This window comes from Paratractidigestivibacter faecalis (assembly GCF_003416765.1).
Lineage (GTDB): Bacteria > Actinomycetota > Coriobacteriia > Coriobacteriales > Atopobiaceae > Paratractidigestivibacter > Paratractidigestivibacter faecalis.
Genome location: NZ_QSNG01000001.1, coordinates 268,281 through 285,676 on the forward strand (window position 1 = coordinate 268,281; position 17,396 = coordinate 285,676).

Here is a 17,396-nt window from a genome sequence, read left to right on the forward strand (position 1 = left end):
GGCTGATGGGAGCAGATCTTGGCCCACAAGAACGTCATCGAGCTGCTGGCGCCCGCCGGCGGCCCCGAACCCTTCAATGCCGCCCTGGCCGCGGGCGCAGACGCCATCTACTGTGGCCTGGGCAACGATTTCAACGCCCGCCGCAGCGCAAAGAACTTCACCGAGGAGACCTTTGCCGAGGCCTGCCGCCGCGCGCACCTGGCCGGCGCCCGCGTCTACGTGACCGTCAACGTGGCCATTGCCACGCGCGAGATCTCCCGCGTGCTGGACCTGGTCCGCCGTGCCTGGCTTCTGGGCGCAGACGCCTTCATCATCCAGGACTGGGGCCTGTTCGGCGAGATCCGCCGCGCCTGGCCGCAGATTGAGACGCACGTCTCCACCCAGGCCAACATCCACGACGCCCGCGGCACGGCCTGGTGCCGCCAGATGGGCGCCGACCGTGTGACCCTCTCGCGCGAGCTCTCCCTCAAGGAGATCTCGCGCATTGCCGAGGAGGGCGTCGAGCTGGAGTGCTTTGGCCACGGCGCCCTGTGCTTCTGCTACTCCGGCGTCTGCATGATGAGCTCTCTTGCCACCGGGCGCTCTGCCAACCGCGGCCTGTGCGCCCAGCCCTGCCGCCTGCCGCACGACCTGGTTGACGAGGAGGGCAACGTGGTGGAGGCCCTGGGCAATACCCGTCCGCTCTGCCCCAAGGACTACTGCACCGTCGACCACCTCCAGGAGATGATCGACGCTGGCGTGGGCTCCCTCAAGGTGGAGGGCCGCATGAAGGCCCCGGACTACGTCTACAACGTGGTGGGCGCCTACCGCGAGGCCATCGACGCCACGCTGACCGGCCGCCAGCTTGACGCCGCGGAGGACCTGGCCGTCCACCGCCGCCTCAAGCGCGCCTTCAACCGCGACTTCACCGACGCCTACCTCATGGGCACCTCTGGCGACGAGATGATGAGCTACGACCGCTCCAACAACCGAGGCGAGGTCGTGGGGACCGTGGCGTCCTCCCGCGCCCTGGAGGACCGCGTGGCCCGCAGGGGCGGCGGTAACGGCGGCCGCACGCGTACGCGCCGCTACACCCAGGCCGAGGCCGTCATCTCCCTGACCGAGCCCGTGGAGAAGGGCGACTTGCTTGAGCTGCGTCCCGTTGACGACCCGAGCCAGTTCCTGACCGTCCACGCGGAGGCCGACGCCCCCGCCGGCGCCACCATCACCTGCCTGGCGTCGCGCCCGGTGCCCGCCGGCTCCATCGTGAGCGTCATCCGCTCCCAGAATGCCATCGACGCGGCGGCCCGTGCCGCGGCGGCAGACGTCTCTCGTCGCCGCCCGGTGACGGTGCGCGTGGTGGCCCGCCTGGGACAGCCCTTCCGCGTGGAGCTGGCCTGCGCCGACGGCGAGGCCGCGGCCGAGGGCTTTGTGGTGGAGGCCGCCCGCACCCGCCCCGTGAGCGAGGAGGACCTCGTGGAGCACGTGGGCCGCATGGGCGGCGGCCCCTTCGAGCCGGTGAGCTTTGACGTGGAGATGGACGAGGGCTGCGGCATGGGCTTCTCGGCCGTGCACAAGGTGCGCGCGCAGGCGGTGAAGTCCCTGGTGGAGGCCCTTCTGGCCCCGTATGGGGAGCGCCAGGCCACGACGGCGCCCGTGCCGTCCGAGCAGCTGCGCGAGGAGCGCCGCGAGGCCGTGCGCGTGGAGGCCGGCGTTCCCGCCGCCGCCGACGTGGAGCCCGTCGAGCCCTGCGCCTGCGCCTTGGTGGCGGACCCCGAGTGTGCCCGCGCGGCCCTTGAGGCCGGTGCCGGGCGCGTCTACGCCACCGTGGACGACCTGGCCCGCGGAGACTGGCCCGAGGGCGTCATCCCCTGGCTGGACGAGGTCTGCCGCGAGGCCGACCACGCCCGCCTTGACCCGTGGGTCCGCCAGGGCGAGCCCGTGGCCGTGGGCAACATCTCCGAGCTGGCCCTTGCCGCCGAGCGGGACGCCGCGGCCGAGGTGCGCCCGTGCATCCCCGTCCACAACAAGAGCGCGCTTCTGGCAATGGAGGCTGCCGGCGCCAAGGCGGTCTGGCTCTCCTGCGAGCTCACTCTGGAGGAGGCCTGCGAGCTTGCCCGCGCGGCCAGCGTCCCGGTGGGCCTCTCGGTCCTGGGCCGCGAGCGCGCCATGACGAGCGAGCACTGCGTCCTGCAGGCCCTGGGCCGCTGCGTCCACAACTGCGAGAAGTGCCCGCAGCGCGCACGCCGCCTCTCCCTCAAGGACATCGACGGCAACTTGCTGCCCGTCCGCACGGACGTCAACGGCCGCTCCCGCATCTGGGCGGCGCACCCGCTTGACGCCACGCCCCAGGCAGACCAGCTGGTGGAGGCTGGCGTCCGCTGGCTCCTTGCCGACTGCACCCTGCTTGGCCCCAAGGAGACCACGTTTGCGGTGGAGCGCGTCTGCCGCGCCATCGCGGCGGCCAAGGCAGGGCGCCGTCCTGCGGCGCGCCTTGCCGGGGCCACCTCCGGTCACCTCTTTGCGGGCATTGGGTAACATGTGACTTTGGGCCGCGCACGCAAGCCGCGCGCGGCGCGTGATGTATGGACCGCGTGGGCTTCTCGCCTGCGCAAGATCAGCGCGCGGCCGGGCGGTCGCGCGACGAAAGGAGCCACCATGGCTGTCAACCGCGAGCTTCTTGAGGAGACCCTCGACATCATCCGCCAGAGCCTCCAGGCCGACGGCGGCGACGTCGAGCTCATCGACGTCAACGACGAGGGCGTGGTCACCCTCGAGATGCAGGGTGCCTGCGCCGGCTGCCCTCTGTCCTCCATGGACATGTCCGAGGGCATCGAGCGCATCCTCATGGAGCACGTCCCCGGCGTGACCCGCGTCCAGCCCGCAATGCTCTAGGCGGCCGACGTGTTTCTGAACGAGCTCTACCACTCGCTGAACCCCATCGCCTTCACGCTGGGACCCGTCTCCGTCCGCTGGTACGGCATTGCCTACCTGGCGGGCTTTGCGCTGGCGGCCTGGGTGATCTGGCGCGTCTCCCGCCGTTGGGAGCTTGGCCTCACGCCCGACGACATCATGAGCATCGTCATTGGCGTGGCGTTTGGCGTCATCATTGGCGCACGCCTCTTCTACGTGGTGTTCTATGGGGCGGGCTACTACCTGGAGCACCCGCTTGAGATATTCGCGCTCAACCAGGGAGGCATGAGCTTCCACGGCGGGCTCGTCGGCGCCGTGGTGGGCGGCTCCATCGTGTGCCGCATGTACCACATCTCCATTCCCACCGTGTGTGACCTGGGCGTCATTGGTGCGCCGTGGGGGCTGTTCTTTGGCCGCTGCGCGAACTTCGTCAACGGCGAGCTCTGGGGCAAGGAGACCTCGCTTCCCTGGGGCGTGATGTTTCCCACGGGCGGCAACGTCTACCGCCACCCCTCGCAGCTCTACGAGGCCGTGCTGGAGGGCCTGGTCATCTTCTGCGTGCTGTTCCTGCTGAGCCGCCGGCGCCCGGCGCGCCCGCAGGGCACCTTCATGGGCGTGTTCCTGGTGCTTTACGGCGTCTTCCGCTTCTTGGTGGAGTTCGTCCGCGTGCCCGACGCGCAGCTGGGCTACCTCTTTGGCCCCATCACCATGGGCCAGTGCCTGAGCCTGCCGCTGGTGGTGCTGGGCGTCGTGGTGCTGGTGCTGTCGCGGCGCCTCAACCGCCCGCAGGTGGGGCATTTGGAGTAGGAAGGTCTGATTGCTACGGGGCCGGAGAGCCAAGCCGCTCTCCGGCCTTTTTTGTTGGGAGTTGGCCGGCGCTTACCCTGGTATGTACGCAATTTCATGATTGATATGCTCACAAAACAAAAGCCCTGGCGAGAAAAGCGCAGGTCAGCGCATTTCTCGCCAGGGCATCAATTTTTGAAGCTCGTACATACCGGGGTTGGGTGCGCCCCACGGTTAGCCGTGAGGCATTACTTGTCGTAGCTCTCGTACTTGTAGAAGCCCTCGCCGGCGGCGATGCCGGTCTTGCCCTCGTCGATGTAGCCGTTGAGCATGCTCACGCTCTTGGCCAGGCCGCTTGCGGGGTCCTTGGCCGCGGGGTCCATGGAGAGGATGTTGCGGGCCAGCACCAGGCCGATCTTGTCCAGCTTGCGGAAGGGCGTCTGGCCGGGGTCGGCGCCGGTGGCGAGCTCCCAGCACTTGTCGACGGTCTCGGCGTCGCAGACGCCGGTGGCAACCAGTGAGGTCGCGGCCTTGAACCAGGGGATGAGCAGGCTGTTCAGGATGTAGCCGGGCTGCTCGCGGTTGAGCTTGAGCGGCACCATGCCGATGGCCTCGGCAAACTGTGCCGCCAGTTCAAAGACTTCGGGGTCGGTGCCGTCGTGGCGCATGAGCTCGGTCATGTTGTTGCGCCAGATCTGGTTGCCAAAGTGCAGCGACATGTACTTGTCCGGCCTGCCCGTGGCCTCGGCGAACATGCTGGGCAGCATGGTGGAGGAGTCGGTCAGGATGACGGTGCGCTCCGGCAGGTGCGCGGAGAGCTTGGTGTAGAACTCGGTCTTCTCCTGCGGGTTCTCGTTGATGCACTCAACCACCAGGTCCGCGTTGCCAAAAGCGGCGTCCCAGTCGGTCTCAAACTTGATGGCCGAGAGGCGCTCCTCCGCCTGGGTGACAAGGGCGTCAATCTGCTCTGCGGAGAGGTCGGGCGTGTCGGTCAGGCCGCGGCAGTAGGCGGAGGCGTCGGTCTTCATGGCCTCCAACGTGGAGAGGTACTGCTCCTTAATGGTGGCAAAACGCACGCGGGCGCGCTCGACGGAGGCCTCGCTGCGGACCCACACCGTCACGGCAAAGCCCTTATAGGCAATCTGAGAGGCAATCTGGCTTCCCTGGGTGCCGCCGCCGGCAACGGTTACGTTCTTGATGTCTTCGACCTTCATTGGAATTCCCCTCTCCTTGGATGCGGGCAAACCTGAGCTTGCGACCGTTATAGGCTCTGAGCTGCCAAAAAGCGCGCATTTCTCGGCAGGTGGTAGCTCCGGCTACGGAAGGGGAAGGGGTATCGATACCACGTTGACAACGACTGTCTTTATGACGAGTAGCCCCCGCTGTTATGGCCTTTGGGCCTTGGTGAGTCCATGCTTCACCCCTACGCTCTCAGGTCGTCATGCTTTCTTACAGAGAGGAAGGTTACGCCGCCTTCACGACGGTAGACGTAGTGCAGCCTCGCGGCCTGGGGGTGCCCCTCCTCTACGTAGCAGCGCATGATGGGCCGCCCATCGCTTGTCGTGCGAGCCGGCGCCTCCGCGCCTCTGTTGGTTCTTAGGGGGTGTTCCTGCCGGTTGCCCGCGCGGCCCAGCACCACGTCGATCATGCAGCGAAGTGCCTTTCTCAGTTGAACCCCCGCCACTTCGAGCGTCCCGAAGAAGTCGCCGCCGTAGTCCCAACTGCCTGCCCTCAGAGGCGTCTGGCTGCGATCTTGCGGACCAAAAGCGCCGGTCCACTCCTCCCGCAGGAGCCAGTCCATCCGCTCGCACTCAAAGCGAAGGCGGTCGTCCTTGCTCAGGAAGTTGTCGGCCGGCGGGCGCCTGTAGCGACTGCCACCTTGGCTTGCCTTTTGCGGCTGGCGCAGGAGCTTGTCCCTGAGCCCGCGGTTGCTCTTCTCGGCCTTCTCGACGCGCTTCAAAAGGCTGCTACTCTCTCGTTCGCTTCTTTGCCAACGAACGTAGTAGCCTCTGATGTGCATTGTCGCCTCTGGTCCGGCGTCTTCGGGAATCACCAGCTCAGAGAGGTCAATCTCTTTGACCTGCCCACCTCCCGCCACTTCTGGCGCGGCCATGTCATCCGGAGAGAGCCACGAAGGACCGCCCAGAAGCAGCGATGGTGCGGGCTGGATGTGGTCTGCGTCCGCCTGCCTGACCGAGAGGAGCCACTCGTCTTGTTCCGCCTCGTGGCCCACGACAAGTGCCGGAAGGGTCTGGCCCATCTCCACCATGTCTGGCAGCGGGAATGCCGGGTCGCAGACCTCGTCTGCCTCGATGGACGCCTCCACCCCCGAAAGAGCGTGACCGTGCAATGGTCGGGGAAGATTTTTGCTATGCGCACCAGAACGGTCTGTCCCTCCGCATAGGCGGCGATGGCCTCGTCTGGACGGATGCGCAGAGCTTCCGCAAAACCAACGAGAATCTTTGACTGGGTATCGAGCCTGCCTCGCAGCGTCATTCCTGTCTGCAGGAGCCGATCTATGGGCAGCGGGCCTGCAACCCCATCGTTGGCAACCTCCTCGGGCCGGGCGCTGCACATTCCACCGGGGTAGGTCAGAATCGCCCTATCGGCGGCGGGGAGAATCCCTATGACTCTCGCGGTGACCTGTTCCCATTCTTTTGGTGCTGAATTGGTCAGAAGCTCTGTCGCTCTTAGGCCAAAGACGCAACTGACAATGTTCTCTCCTAGGGCTTTGCCGTTGCTGTTAGGAAACGCCTTGAAGAGCCGGGTGTCCTTTAGCGGACGCCCAGAGCGGCCGCGAGAAGCCTGGAACACGCGGATTGCGCCATTGTAAACCTCGCAGTCAGCGGCTCCCGCCCTCTCGAGGCCGTCCGACAGCCTGAACTCAAGGGCGTTACTCGTCAGCTCGAAAAGCCAAGCGGTATCGTCAAGCTCTGTCGCAAGGATCGAGGTGTCGACAAAGGCATGGTCAAGACCTGCCCGGCGTGTTACGACAACAACGGGCAGCTCGCGTTTCTTGTTAAGAAGGACTGCCAGCATGCCCTCGAGCCTCTCTTCCGTGTCGATGAGGTTGAGTCCGGTGGGCGAGAAGGTCACGGGCTGGCTGCGGGTGGGCTTGGTCTCCGATGGCAAGGGCTGTGCGGGCTTGGGCGCCAGCGGTTCGACCTTTTGCGCGGGTGCTGGCGTTGGCTTGGGTTCGTACTCACCCGAGGAACAGCGGGCCGCCTCGTCGCGGAGCCTGTCCAGGTAGGGAAGGGAGTGCCAAGTGGCGTTGTCCACGAAGTTGCTTTCTACCTTGTCGTCCTCGTCGCAGAGGCTGCCCCTGGCGGGCAGGAATCGCGCGATGCCGGGGCTGAGGGTGTAGCGGCTAAACTCCTCATTCCAACGCTGCCGGAGGCGCTTGTCCTGGAGGGCTATGACGTCAATCTGGAATTCGTCGCAAAGCTTCTGGGCGTCAAACAGGAGCTCCTCGCTGCCGGATGTCGGACATGCTACGCAAGACGGGCGACGTCTTTCCGAGCGGCGGAAATAGCCTCTTACCTGAGAGAAGAGAAGCTCGTCATAGTCGGTGACCTTGTATACCTCAGGACTTTCCTCAAGCTCCATCGGGTGCTCCGTTCGGTCTGGCCGCGTGTACGCAATCCCACTCCCCAAGAGATTAAAGTAATTGTCGTTGTTCTTTGGCGGAACCTGGCGAGAAGCCTCTGCTTGCCGGAGGCGTCCCCGCGAGGCGCTTTCTACGATAGGTCGGTTTTGTCGGCCGAGGTCTTCACCCTGGTATGTACGCACTTGCAACATTGATGTACGTCCAAAACCCGTGCTTTGGCGAGAAAACCGCAGGTCAGCGTCCTTCTCGCCAAAGCATCAAACCTGCAACGGTGTACATACCGGGGTTAAGCAGCCCGCCGCACCCGCCACAAACGCGCCGCAACCCCGCCCGTGCTACACTACCCCTCGTAACAAAAGGGGGCTGGCGCACGCCGGCTGAGATTGGGCCCACCCACGCGGCCCTGACCTTAGACCTGATCCGGGTAATGCCGGCGTAGGGACCAGAGCTTGGCTTGCTTGGGCGCCTACGGAGACGGGGCGCATCTTTTGTGCCCAGAGGCGCGGTTTTGCCGCCGCGCGGGGAGGAGCCGCTTTGAACTGTTCAATTGCCATCCAGTACTTGCCCATGGACGCGCAGACAGACGAGGCAACCTGCGCCGCCGTGGACGCGGTCATCGCCTACATTGACTCCACGGGCATCGACTACTTCGTCGGCCCGTTTGAGACCGCCATCGAGGGCGACTACGACCAGTGCATGGAGATTCTCAAGAACTGCCAGCTCGTGGGTGCCAAGGCGGGCTGCAAGCACGTCATGACCTACGCCAAGATCAACTTCAAGCCCGAGGGCGACGTCATGACCACCGAGCACAAGGTGGCCAAGTACCACGAGGGCGACCCGGAGTTTGCCCCCAAGTCCGCCGGCTCCGCCGCGTAGGAGAGAAGCGCATGCGCATCTCCAGGCCCACAAAGAGGGTTGTCGCGCCCGTCTGCGCCATCCTGGGCATCCTTGCCGTCTGGCAGGGTGCCTGCTCGGCCGGCCTGGTGCCCAACTTCATGCTGCCCAGTCCCGTGCAGGTGGTGGCCGCCCTGGTGGGAGACCTGTCGCTGCTCTGCCAGCACCTGCTGTGGACGCTTGCCGAGGCCGCGCTGGGCCTTGCCATTGGCGTGGCCGTGGGCTTTGCCTTTGCCGTGCTCATGGACCGCTTTGAGACCTTCTACCTGGCCTTTGACCCGCTGCTCACGGTCTCCCAGACCGTGCCGACGGTGGCCATCGCGCCGCTCTTTGTGCTGTGGTTTGGCTACGGCCTTCTGCCCAAGGTGCTGCTTGTCGTCATCACCACGTTCTTCCCGGTGACCGTGGCCCTGGCAAACGGATTCCGCTCCGTGGACCAGGACCAGATCGACCTCATGCGCACCATGCGCGCCACCGAGTGGCAGATCTTCCGCTACGCCAAGCTGCCCGCCGCCATGGACCAGTTCTTCAGCGGCCTGCGCATCAGCGCCACCTACGCCATCGTGGGCGCCGTCATCTCCGAGTGGCTCGGCGGCTTCTGGGGCCTGGGCGTCTACATGACCCGCGTCCGCAAGTCCTTCTCGTACGACCGCATGTTTGCGGTGATCATCATCATCTCGGCGCTCTCGCTCGCGCTTATGCGCGGCGTTGATGTGCTGGAACGAATCTGCATGCCCTGGAAGAGGGCAGAGAGGAACGATCAACAATGAAAACGACCAACGCCTCCCGCATCCTGACCGCCGGTCTTTCTCGCCGCGCCTTTGTGGGTGCCTCCCTGGCCTCCGCCGCCACCCTGGTGCTTGCCGGCTGCAACTCCGGCAACGGCTCCGCCGACGGCGCCGCCTCTGACTCCAAGGCCGCGTCTGGCGAGAAGACCAAGATCACGTTCTGCCTGGACTATACCCCCAACACCAACCACACCGGCATCTACGTGGCCCAGAACAAGGGCTTCTTTGCCGACGAGGGCCTTGAGGTGGAGATCGTCCAGCCTGCCGACGGCACCGCCGAGGGCGCCATCGGCACCGGCCAGGCCCAGCTGGGCGTGAGCTACCAGGACTACCTGGCCGCCGCCTACGACGCCGGCAACACCGGACTCACCGCCGTGGCCGCCGTCATCCAGCACAACACCTCCGGCATCATGAGCCGCGCCGAGGACGGCATCACCCACGCCGCCCTCATGGAGGACCACGTCTACACCACCTGGGACATGGCCGTGGAGCAGGCAACCATCAAGCAGATCATGACCACCGACGGCGGCGACTTCAGCAAGCTCAAGATGGTCCCCTTCACCGTGGACGACGAGGTCCAGGGCCTGAAGGCCAACATGTTCGACTGCGTCTGGGTCTACGAGGGCTGGGCCGTCCAGAACGCCGCCGTCCAGGACTACCCGGTGAACTACTTCAGCTTCAAGGACATGGACGACGTCTTTGACTTCTACACGCCGGTCCTGGCCGCCAACAACGACTTCATGAAGAGCAACCCGGACGCCGTCAAGGCCTTCCTGCGCGCCGCCAAGAAGGGCTACGAGTTTGCCGTCGAGCACCCCGAGGACGCTGCGCAAATCCTGTGCGACGAGGTGCCCGAGCTTGACTCCGCGCTCGTCGAGGCCAGCGCCAAGTACCTGGCCGACCAGTACACCGCCGACGCCTCCAGCTGGGGCGTCATCGACGGCAAGCGCTGGGCCGCGTACTTCCAGTGGCTCAACGACAACGACCTGGTCGAGAACAAGCTGGACGTCAACGCCGGCTTTGACACCTCCTACCTGGCCTAGCCCCAATGGCCGAGAAGACCATCTTGCCCGCCCTCGAGGCGCGCGACCTTACCCTGGCGTGGGACGAGGGCTCCGACGTCGTGCGCCACGTGAGCCTGTGCGTTGACCCCGGCGAGACTGTCTGCATCGTGGGCAAGTCCGGCTGCGGCAAGACAACCATCCTGCACGCGCTCTCCGGCCTCATCCGTCCGCGCGAGGGGCAGGTCCTTCTCCACGGGCGCGATATCACCGGCAAGCCCGGCCAGGTGAGCTACATGCTGCAGAAGGACCTGCTGCTGCAGAGCCGCACCATCCTGGACAACGCCTGCCTTCCGCTGGTCATCGGCGGCATGAGGCCCGCCGAGGCCCGCGAGAAGGCAAGGCCGCTCCTGGAGCGCTTTGGCCTTGCGGGCGTGGAGGACAAGTGGCCCAGCCAGCTGTCCGGCGGCATGCGCCAGCGCGCGGCCTTCCTGCGCACCTACCTCATGGGCAACGACGTGGCGCTGCTGGACGAGCCCTTCTCGGCGCTTGACGCCCTCACGCGAGCGGACATCCGCAGCTGGTACGTCAGGACGGCCTCCGAGCTGGGCATGGCCTCCGTGGTCATCACCCACGACGTGGACGAGGCCGTCATCATGGCCACCCGCGTCTACGTCCTGGAAGGCGACCCCAGAGGCGGAACCCCCTCGACCATAGCCGGCGAAGTCCCCATAAACCACCAGGTAGAAGGAGCCTTCGACCTCTCCCCAGAGTTCCTCACGGCCAAGCGAGAAGTTCTGAGCCTCTTGGGCTAAAGCGCTGGTCTGCGTCGCAAATCTAGTGACTTCAGAATGCAAGTCGCCCAAGCCGTATCGTCTTGGGCGACTTGCATTTTCTAAAAGAAGCAAAACTTTCTAAAAGTGACAAAAGTATCTAAAAGAATATAATCAGTGGCATGATGACGTCCTTAAGTCTCTGGAGAAAGAAATGGCGAGAAACCCCTTTACACCAAATTTCGGGCAGGTTCCCAGGGTTCTTGCTGGGCGCGATCAGCTGATCGACGAGATTGTCTCTGCGTTCGACAACGCTCCCGGAGACCCGAGCCTAACGTCGATACTCATCGGTGCTCGTGGAACGGGCAAGACCGCCCTGTTGTCTCTTTTGGCCAATGAGGCCGAAAGCAAGGGATGGCTTGCGGTTAATGTGCCCTGCGTCGGCGGCATGCTCGAAGAGATCTTCCAGGGAACCGTTAAGGCGAGTTCGCACTTGATTTGCCAATCCGACGAGACGAAGCTGACGGGTCTTACGATTGGCCAGCTGATTGGGCTAGAGTGGGAGGCCAAGCCATCGGAGAAGCCCACGTGGTTTCTGCGTATGTCTGCACTGCTTGACGAACTCGATCGACGGGACGTGGGACTACTCATCACGGTCGATGAGGTTAGACCCAGCCTTGAGGAGATGGGGCTGCTCGCAAGCTACTACCAATTATTTGTTCGTGACGAGCGGAAGGTCGCTCTGCTTATGGCGGGCCTGCCCTCCGAGGTGTCTCTGCTTCTCAACGACAAATCAGCCTCTTTTTTGCGCCGAGCCAGCCAATACCATATTGGAGATATCGGCGATGCTGATGCGGAGCTTGTCCTCGAGCGAACTGCAGAAGAGGGAGAGAAGGCCTTTACTCCTGATGCGCTTGGCCGCGTCGTGGAGGCCTGTGGGGGATTCCCGTATTTGATTCAGCTCATGGGTTATCGCTCGTGGCAAGCTGCCGGGAATTCAAGCACAATTGATGTAGAGAGCGCCGAGCGGGGCATCTCCCGCGCAAGGTCAGATTTCGAGACTCGCGTGCTTAAGGCAACCTTGGACGAGCTCTCTGATAAAGACCTTGAATTCTTGTGCGCCATGGCCCAAGACCGTGATGAGTCTAGGACCTCTGAGATTGCCGAGAGGATGGGACAATCGACGGGATACGTCTCCCAATATCGGAGAAGGCTGCTTGAGCAGGGCGTAATCGCCTCGAAGGGCCGCGGAAAAGTCACGTTTGCCCTTCCCTTCCTCAAGGAATACCTCAAAGAGTATCTCGGCGACTAAACCCAAACAAGGGGCGGAAGAGTGACCCTCTACCGCAGTCACTTCTCGCCCCAGCGCCTGGCCCAGCACCGTTAACGCAGTCGAGGCCCCGGCCCCGCCCTTCCTAAAGCAAGTTCTTTGCGAAGCGTAACTAGCGTAGGAAGTGCGGAGCCGGGGCCTCGACGGACTTTGCCGTTACCTAAGCCAGGCGCAGGAACGAGCAGTACCCGCGGTAGGCCTCGTAGATATCGGCCTTGCTGGTGATCTCCCAGGGGGCGTGCATGGACAGCACGGGCACGCCGCAGTCGATGACGCTCATGCCGTAGAGGGCCAGGATGTAGGCGATAGTGCCGCCGCCACCCACGTCGACGCGGCCGAGCTCGGCGGTCTGGAAGTGAACGCCGCCCTCGTCCATCACGCGGCGGATCTTGGCCACGTACTCGGCGTCGGCGTCGTTGGAGCCGGACTTGCCGCTGCCGCCGGTGAACTTGTTGAACGTGAGGCCGCGGCCCAGGTAACTGGCGTTCTTCTCCTCAAACGCGGAGGCAAAGTTGGGGTCATAGCCAGCGGAGACGTCGCTGGAGAGCATGTTGGACTCGCGCAGGCAGCGACGCAGGGCAAGCTCGCCGTGGACGCCGGCAAGCTCCAGCACCTCGGCCAGGGTGTCCTCGAAGAAGCGGCTCCTCATGCCCGTGGCGCCCACGGAGCCAATCTCCTCCTTGTCAACCAGCAGGCAGACGGAGGTGCGCTTGACCTCCTTGACGTCCAGCTGGGCCACGAGGCTCGTGTAGGCGCAGGAGCGGTCGTCCTGGCCGTAGCCAAGGACCATGGAGCGGTCAAAGCCCAGGTCGCGGGCCGCGCCGGCGGGAACGACCTCGAGCTCGGCGGAGAGGAGGTCCTCCTCGTCGATGCCCAGCTGCTCCTCGAGGATGGAAAGGACGCCGCGCTTGACCAGGTCCTTCTCCTCGGGCTTCTCGCCGTCCTTGACGCAGACGGGACGGCCGCCCACCAGGACGTCGAGCATCTCGCCCTCGATGACCTTGGAGGCCTCCTTGGTGAGCTGCTCGCGGGCGAGGTGGGGCAGCAGGTCGGAGATGCAGAACACCGGGTCCTCCGGGTCCTCGCCCACGGCCACGGGGACGACGGTGCCGTCCTTCTTGGCAACCACGCCGTGGATGGCCAGCGGAACGGTGACCCACTGGTACTTCTTGATGCCGCCGTAGTAGTGGGTGTCCAGGGTGAGAAGGTCGCTCTTCTCCTCCATGGGGTTCTGCTTGACGTCCAGGCGCGGCGAATCGATGTGGGCACCCAGGATGTTGACGCCCTGCTCCAGCGGGTCGGTGCCCAGGTTGACCAGCATGAGGGCCTTGCCGCGGTTGACGGCGTAGACCTTGTCGCCGGGCTTCAGGGCCTCGCCGGCGGCGATCTTGGCGGCCAGGTCCACGTAGCCAGCCTCCTCGGCCAGGCTCACGGCCGCGGCGCAGCACTCGCGCTCGGTCTTGTTGTCGGAGATGTAGGCCTTGTAGCCCTCGCAGAGGTAGTGCAGCTCGTCGAGCTGCTCGGCCGTGTAGTCCTTCCAGGCGTTCGGACGCTCCATTGGCTTCCCTTCCTTCCCAGGCGAGAAAAGGGGACAGTTCCTTTTTCTCGTTTCCGTTGTTACGTCACACCAGAGTTTACTTGGTTCCGGTGGTGGTTGTGTCGGGGCTCGGCGCGGTGCCGCCCGGGGTGCTGCCCGAGCTGCTGGCGTCGGTGCCGCTCGGCTTGTCCTGCTTGGCGTCGGACCCCTGCGAGCCGCTCGCCGGGGGAGTGGTGGCGTCGGTCGTGGCCGCCGAGGCGCCGCCGGCAGACGGCGAGGACGCGGGCGTCTCGGGAGCGGGGGAAGCGGTCTCCTGCTTCTTGGGCTGCGTGGTCTCATCCTTCTTGGCGGGCGCCTCCGGGGAGGACGTGGCCTTCTCGCCGTCGGTCCGCTTTGTGGCGTCCTGGCCCGCGGGGGCCTCGGTGGTGGAGCTGGTGGCCTCGCCGCTGCTTGAAGTGGCGCTGGAGCCGATGCCCGCGCCCTGGGTGGCGACGTTTACCACCAGCGCAAACAGCAGCACGGCGGCAATGGCGAAGGCTGCGGCTATGGCCGTGGCGCGGCGCCTGAGCGCGCGGCGCTCGCGCTCGTGGGCGGCGTAGCGGACGCTTGCTGGCGCTATGGGCGTGCCGGTGGCGGCCACCTCCTGGATGGGGGAGCGGCCGGAGAGGGAGCCCGGGCGATAGACGCGCGTCTCGTCCGCCGCGGGCTCGGCGTCGGTCGTTGCGTCAGGAATGGTGGCGGGCTCGGCACCCGGCTCGGCCGCCGATGCCGCGGCGTCGCCCGGCGTTGCGTCCGGCGTCAGGTCGCTGAGCTTCTGCGCGCTGGCCTTGAGCAGGCTCTTGTATATCTGCGAGGCGGCCGCGGAGGCGACGCCGCCGATGGCCACGCCGATGATCGAGCCAGCCAGGCCGATCTTGGACGACAGTGCAAACGACGTCGCCGCGGCAAGGCCGCTCGCTATGACCGTCGAGACCGAGAAGTCTCCGAAGAGACCCTTCTCGTCAGTGCCGTTCTGATCTTGCCTGCCTGCCAAGCACGCTCACCTCTCGTTGTCATGCACGTGGCCGAAACCCTTGGTCCTACTCTGGTACCCAAGGATAGAATCACGCTATCTATGTGAACGATTCCTCACAGAATTGTGAACACAGATACCCGTTTGCGGTGATTTTCTACCGTCTGACGGGGTAATATGGCCGCGTACCGATTTTTCTTGTTTCTCGTCAAATGGAGGTTAGACATGCTCGTCAACGCAACTGCCATGCTCCAGAGCGCCGAGAAGGGCCACTACGGCATTGGTGCCTTCAACACCAACAACCTCGAGTGGGCCTCGTCCATCCTGGATGCCGCGGAGGAGCTGCAGAGCCCCGTCATCATTCAGTGCACCTCTGGTGCCGCCAAGTGGCAGACCAGCTTCAAGATTGTCTCCCAGATGGTTCACCAGCTCGTCGAGGACAAGAACATCACCGTCCCCGTCGCCCTTCACCTTGACCACGGCACCTACGAGGACGCCCTCAAGTGCATCGAGGCCGGCTTCACCTCCGTCATGTACGACGGCTCCCACGAGGCCGACTTTGAGACCAACCTCGCCCGCACCGCCGAGATCGTGAAGATCGCCCACAACAAGGGCATCTCCGTCGAGGCCGAGGTCGGCGGCATCGGTGGCGTCGAGGACGGCGTTGCCTCCAACGGCGAGCTCGCTGACCCCGAGCAGTGCAAGGCCATCGCCGACCTTGGCGTTGACTTCCTGGCCTGCGGCATCGGCAACATCCACGGCCTGTACCCCGCCAACTGGGCCGGCCTCTCCTTTGACCGCCTGTCCGAGATCAAGGCCCTGACCGGCGACCTGCCGCTCGTCCTTCACGGCGGCACCGGCATCCCCGTGGAGCAGGTCCAGAAGGCCATCTCCCTGGGCGTCTCCAAGATTAACGTCAACACCGACCTGCAGGTCGTCTTTGCCGAGGCCACTCGCAAGTACATCGAGTCCGGCGCTGACCAGCAGGGCAAGGGCTATGACCCGCGCAAGCTCCTCAAGCCTGGTCGCGAGGCCATCGTCACCCGCACCAAGGAGCTCATCTGCGAGTTTGGCTCCGACGGCAAGGCCTGGAACTAGCAAGTCGCCAAAGGCCTTTCTTTCAAAGGCACTCCCAAGGCCCGCCCGGATTTTCTGAACTGCACCCCAAAACTTGGACGGCTTAAATAAGAACTACGCCGCAAGGGACTGTCTCCGGAACTCCTCCGGGGTCAGTCCCTTCAGTTTAACCTGGCGCCTCCTCGTGTTCCAATGGACCACGAAGTCGTCGAGGTCCGCCTTGAAGGACTCGAAGTCCGGCCACGTCCTTCCACGGAAGAACTCGTCCTTGATGTGGCCGAACACCTGCTCCGTCGCGCCGTTGTCGATGCAGTTGCCCTTCCGGGACATGCTCTGCACCACGCCGGCCTCCTCCAACCGCCTGCACCAACCGGCCTGCTGGTACTGCCAGCCCATGTCCGAGTGCAGGATCGGCCTGGAGCCCTTGGGCTTCTTGGACACGAGCTGGTCGAGCAGCTCGTGCTGCTGAGCCATGTTGGGGTGCAGCGACGTGGACCAGGCGACGATCTCCTTGCTGCCGAAGTCGTAGACCGGCGCGAAGTAGGCCTTGCCCCAGGGCTGCTTGAACTCGGTGACGTCGGTGCCCATCTTTTCCCACGGCCCGTCGGCGGCGAAGTCCCTGCCGATGACGTTCTCGAAGGTCTTTCCGACCTTGCCCCTGTACGAGTTGTACCTGTGGTAGTCGGTCTCGCGGCGGATCCCGCAGCTGATGCCCATCTCGCGCATCATCTTCAGCGTCGTCTTGTAGGCTATGCGCACGCCCTGCTCGGCGCGCAGGCACATGGCGATCTGCCTGTGGCCGCACCCGTTGGCGGTGCGCGAGAATATCTCGGCGGCGGCCTCCCAGAGCTCGGGCCTGGTGGGAGCCTTCGGGTGCGACAGCGCGTAGTAGTAGCTGGACCGGGCCATGCCGGCGCACTCCAGCAGGCGCCCCAGCCCGTGCCCCTCTTCGCGCAGGACCCTCACGGCCTCGACCTTCGCCCTGGTCAGAGCCCGTCCCTCTCGACCAGGGCACGCAATTTTTTTAGGTAGGCCACCTCGGTCTCGAGCCTTCGGCAGCGCTCCTCGAGCTCCTCCTCGCGGGTCCGCGGCCTCGCCTTGGAACCGCTCGGCCGGCCCTTGGGCCTCGGGCGCAGGGCCTCCGCGCCGCCCCGGCGGTATAGCGCGCACCACTTCTTGAGCGGCGACATCGACATTATGCCGAACGCCGCCATCGCCTCGGCCTTCGTCATGCCGCCGTCGACCACGGCGGAGGCTGCGGCGACCTTCTGCTCGTATGTGTACCTGGCCTGCTTGCCGTCCATGGATAGCAGCACCCCGCTTCCGAACGACCGGTATACGCAGAGCCATTGTCTCACGGTTCCGCGCGGGACCGACAGCGCCTTCGCCGCAGACTTGTAGCCGTTGCCTCGCTCGAAGAGCCCGATCGCCGCCTTCCTGGCCTCGATGTCGTGCTTCACCCTCAAGTCGACACGCATAAAAAGCCTCCCATTTCTCGTGTCCAAGAAATGGGAGGCAGTTCATTCCGGGCGGGCCTTTTTGCGGCGCAAGCCCTCGCTTTGCACAGAACGCGCCTTCGTGTGAGCATCTTGGAAAAGTCTGTGCAGAACCCGGCTTGGTGTGAGCCGTTTTTGGGGTGTGCCCGAGTAGCCGGAAATCGCCAACTGGGCTTTTGCTGACAGGAGACGCCGCAAAGCGC

General features: G+C 64.8%; 16 protein-coding genes. 9 read left to right on the forward strand and 7 right to left on the reverse strand.

The genetic code is table 11. The features are described from left to right. Positions 1 to 18 precede the first annotated feature (18 nt). From DXV50_RS01110 to lgt, 3 genes are all read left to right on the forward strand, one after another. Positions 19 to 2,517, forward strand: a complete 2,499-nt coding sequence (locus DXV50_RS01110; RefSeq protein WP_198666369.1) for a U32 family peptidase — start codon at positions 19 to 21, stop codon at positions 2,515 to 2,517. 120 nt (positions 2,518 to 2,637) lie between these two features. Further along, on the forward strand, positions 2,638 to 2,874 hold the full coding sequence (locus tag DXV50_RS01115; protein ID WP_117204394.1) for a NifU family protein: 237 nt from the start codon (positions 2,638 to 2,640) through the stop codon (positions 2,872 to 2,874). A gap of 9 nt (positions 2,875 to 2,883) precedes the next feature. Next, positions 2,884 to 3,699: a prolipoprotein diacylglyceryl transferase gene (lgt, locus tag DXV50_RS01120; RefSeq protein ID WP_117204395.1), complete on the forward strand. Its 816-nt coding sequence runs from the start codon at positions 2,884 to 2,886 to the stop codon at positions 3,697 to 3,699. Between the two features lie 227 nt (positions 3,700 to 3,926). Here the strand turns inward: lgt and DXV50_RS01125 are convergent, their stop codons facing one another. The 3 genes from DXV50_RS01125 to DXV50_RS01135 all read right to left on the reverse strand — a co-directional run bounded on the left by DXV50_RS01125 (position 3,927) and on the right by DXV50_RS01135 (position 7,284). Next, the gene (locus DXV50_RS01125; protein WP_117204396.1) at positions 3,927 to 4,892 is read right to left on the reverse strand and encodes a 3-hydroxyacyl-CoA dehydrogenase; all 966 of its coding nucleotides are present in this window, start codon (positions 4,890 to 4,892) and stop codon (positions 3,927 to 3,929) included. A 209-nt stretch (positions 4,893 to 5,101) separates the two neighbouring features. Then, positions 5,102 to 5,638, reverse strand: a complete 537-nt coding sequence (locus DXV50_RS01130) for a hypothetical protein (RefSeq protein ID WP_232817413.1) — start codon at positions 5,636 to 5,638, stop codon at positions 5,102 to 5,104. 89 nt (positions 5,639 to 5,727) lie between these two features. Next, the gene (locus tag DXV50_RS01135) at positions 5,728 to 7,284 is read right to left on the reverse strand and encodes a hypothetical protein (protein ID WP_117204398.1); all 1,557 of its coding nucleotides are present in this window, start codon (positions 7,282 to 7,284) and stop codon (positions 5,728 to 5,730) included. A 535-nt stretch (positions 7,285 to 7,819) separates the two neighbouring features. Between DXV50_RS01135 and DXV50_RS01140 the strand changes: the two genes are divergently transcribed. From DXV50_RS01140 to DXV50_RS01160, 5 genes are all read left to right on the forward strand, one after another. Next, entirely contained in the window at positions 7,820 to 8,161 is a 342-nt protein-coding gene (locus tag DXV50_RS01140) for a thiamine-binding protein (protein ID WP_117204399.1), read from the forward strand. A gap of 11 nt (positions 8,162 to 8,172) precedes the next feature. Next, entirely contained in the window at positions 8,173 to 8,949 is a 777-nt protein-coding gene (locus tag DXV50_RS01145; RefSeq protein ID WP_117204400.1) for an ABC transporter permease, read from the forward strand. Next, the gene (locus tag DXV50_RS01150; RefSeq protein ID WP_198666370.1) at positions 8,946 to 10,010 is read left to right on the forward strand and encodes an ABC transporter substrate-binding protein; all 1,065 of its coding nucleotides are present in this window, start codon (positions 8,946 to 8,948) and stop codon (positions 10,008 to 10,010) included. The genes DXV50_RS01145 and DXV50_RS01150 overlap by 4 nt, the downstream gene beginning before the upstream one ends. Positions 10,011 to 10,033: 23 nt before the next feature. Then, positions 10,034 to 10,783 (forward strand): ABC transporter ATP-binding protein, encoded by a 750-nt coding sequence (locus DXV50_RS01155; RefSeq protein ID WP_232817414.1) that lies wholly within the window; start codon positions 10,034 to 10,036, stop codon positions 10,781 to 10,783. 172 nt (positions 10,784 to 10,955) lie between these two features. Then, the gene (locus tag DXV50_RS01160; RefSeq protein ID WP_117204402.1) at positions 10,956 to 12,053 is read left to right on the forward strand and encodes an AAA family ATPase; all 1,098 of its coding nucleotides are present in this window, start codon (positions 10,956 to 10,958) and stop codon (positions 12,051 to 12,053) included. A gap of 178 nt (positions 12,054 to 12,231) precedes the next feature. Here the strand turns inward: DXV50_RS01160 and DXV50_RS01165 are convergent, their stop codons facing one another. Together DXV50_RS01165 and DXV50_RS01170 are read right to left on the reverse strand one after the other, a co-directional pair. Continuing rightward, positions 12,232 to 13,629, reverse strand: a complete 1,398-nt coding sequence (locus DXV50_RS01165; RefSeq protein ID WP_117204403.1) for an aminopeptidase — start codon at positions 13,627 to 13,629, stop codon at positions 12,232 to 12,234. A 76-nt stretch (positions 13,630 to 13,705) separates the two neighbouring features. Beyond that, positions 13,706 to 14,641, reverse strand: a complete 936-nt coding sequence (locus tag DXV50_RS01170) for a hypothetical protein (RefSeq protein ID WP_117204404.1) — start codon at positions 14,639 to 14,641, stop codon at positions 13,706 to 13,708. Positions 14,642 to 14,845: 204 nt separating this feature from the next. On the opposite strand from DXV50_RS01170, the gene fba reads away from it, so the two are divergent. Next, positions 14,846 to 15,718 (forward strand): class II fructose-1,6-bisphosphate aldolase, encoded by an 873-nt coding sequence (gene fba, locus DXV50_RS01175; RefSeq protein WP_117204405.1) that lies wholly within the window; start codon positions 14,846 to 14,848, stop codon positions 15,716 to 15,718. Between the two features lie 93 nt (positions 15,719 to 15,811). Here the strand turns inward: fba and DXV50_RS01180 are convergent, their stop codons facing one another. Together DXV50_RS01180 and DXV50_RS01185 are read right to left on the reverse strand one after the other, a co-directional pair. Beyond that, positions 15,812 to 16,663, reverse strand: coding sequence for an IS3 family transposase (locus tag DXV50_RS01180; RefSeq protein WP_198666371.1), 852 nt, complete (start codon positions 16,661 to 16,663; stop codon positions 15,812 to 15,814). Between the two features lie 20 nt (positions 16,664 to 16,683). Next, positions 16,684 to 17,175 carry a helix-turn-helix domain-containing protein gene (locus DXV50_RS01185; RefSeq protein WP_117204406.1) on the reverse strand — a complete coding sequence of 164 codons (492 nt, stop codon included), beginning with the start codon at positions 17,173 to 17,175 and terminating at the stop codon, positions 16,684 to 16,686. Between the last annotated feature and the right edge of the window lie 221 nt (positions 17,176 to 17,396).

Bases quoted from the DNA above. Each gene is read 5' to 3' on its own strand.
- DXV50_RS01115 (WP_117204394.1), top strand. From the start codon at position 2,638: ATGGCTGTCAACCGCGAGCTTCTTGAGGAGACCCTCGACATCATCCGC.
- DXV50_RS01145 (WP_117204400.1), top strand. From the start codon at position 8,173: ATGCGCATCTCCAGGCCCACAAAGAGGGTTGTCGCGCCCGTCTGCGCC.
- DXV50_RS01185 (WP_117204406.1), bottom strand. From the start codon at position 17,175: ATGCGTGTCGACTTGAGGGTGAAGCACGACATCGAGGCCAGGAAGGCG.
- DXV50_RS01135 (WP_117204398.1), bottom strand. From the start codon at position 7,284: ATGGAGCTTGAGGAAAGTCCTGAGGTATACAAGGTCACCGACTATGAC.
- DXV50_RS01160 (WP_117204402.1), top strand. From the start codon at position 10,956: ATGGCGAGAAACCCCTTTACACCAAATTTCGGGCAGGTTCCCAGGGTT.
- DXV50_RS01150 (WP_198666370.1), top strand. From the start codon at position 8,946: ATGAAAACGACCAACGCCTCCCGCATCCTGACCGCCGGTCTTTCTCGC.
- fba (WP_117204405.1), top strand. From the start codon at position 14,846: ATGCTCGTCAACGCAACTGCCATGCTCCAGAGCGCCGAGAAGGGCCAC.
- DXV50_RS01125 (WP_117204396.1), bottom strand. From the start codon at position 4,892: ATGAAGGTCGAAGACATCAAGAACGTAACCGTTGCCGGCGGCGGCACC.
- DXV50_RS01165 (WP_117204403.1), bottom strand. From the start codon at position 13,629: ATGGAGCGTCCGAACGCCTGGAAGGACTACACGGCCGAGCAGCTCGAC.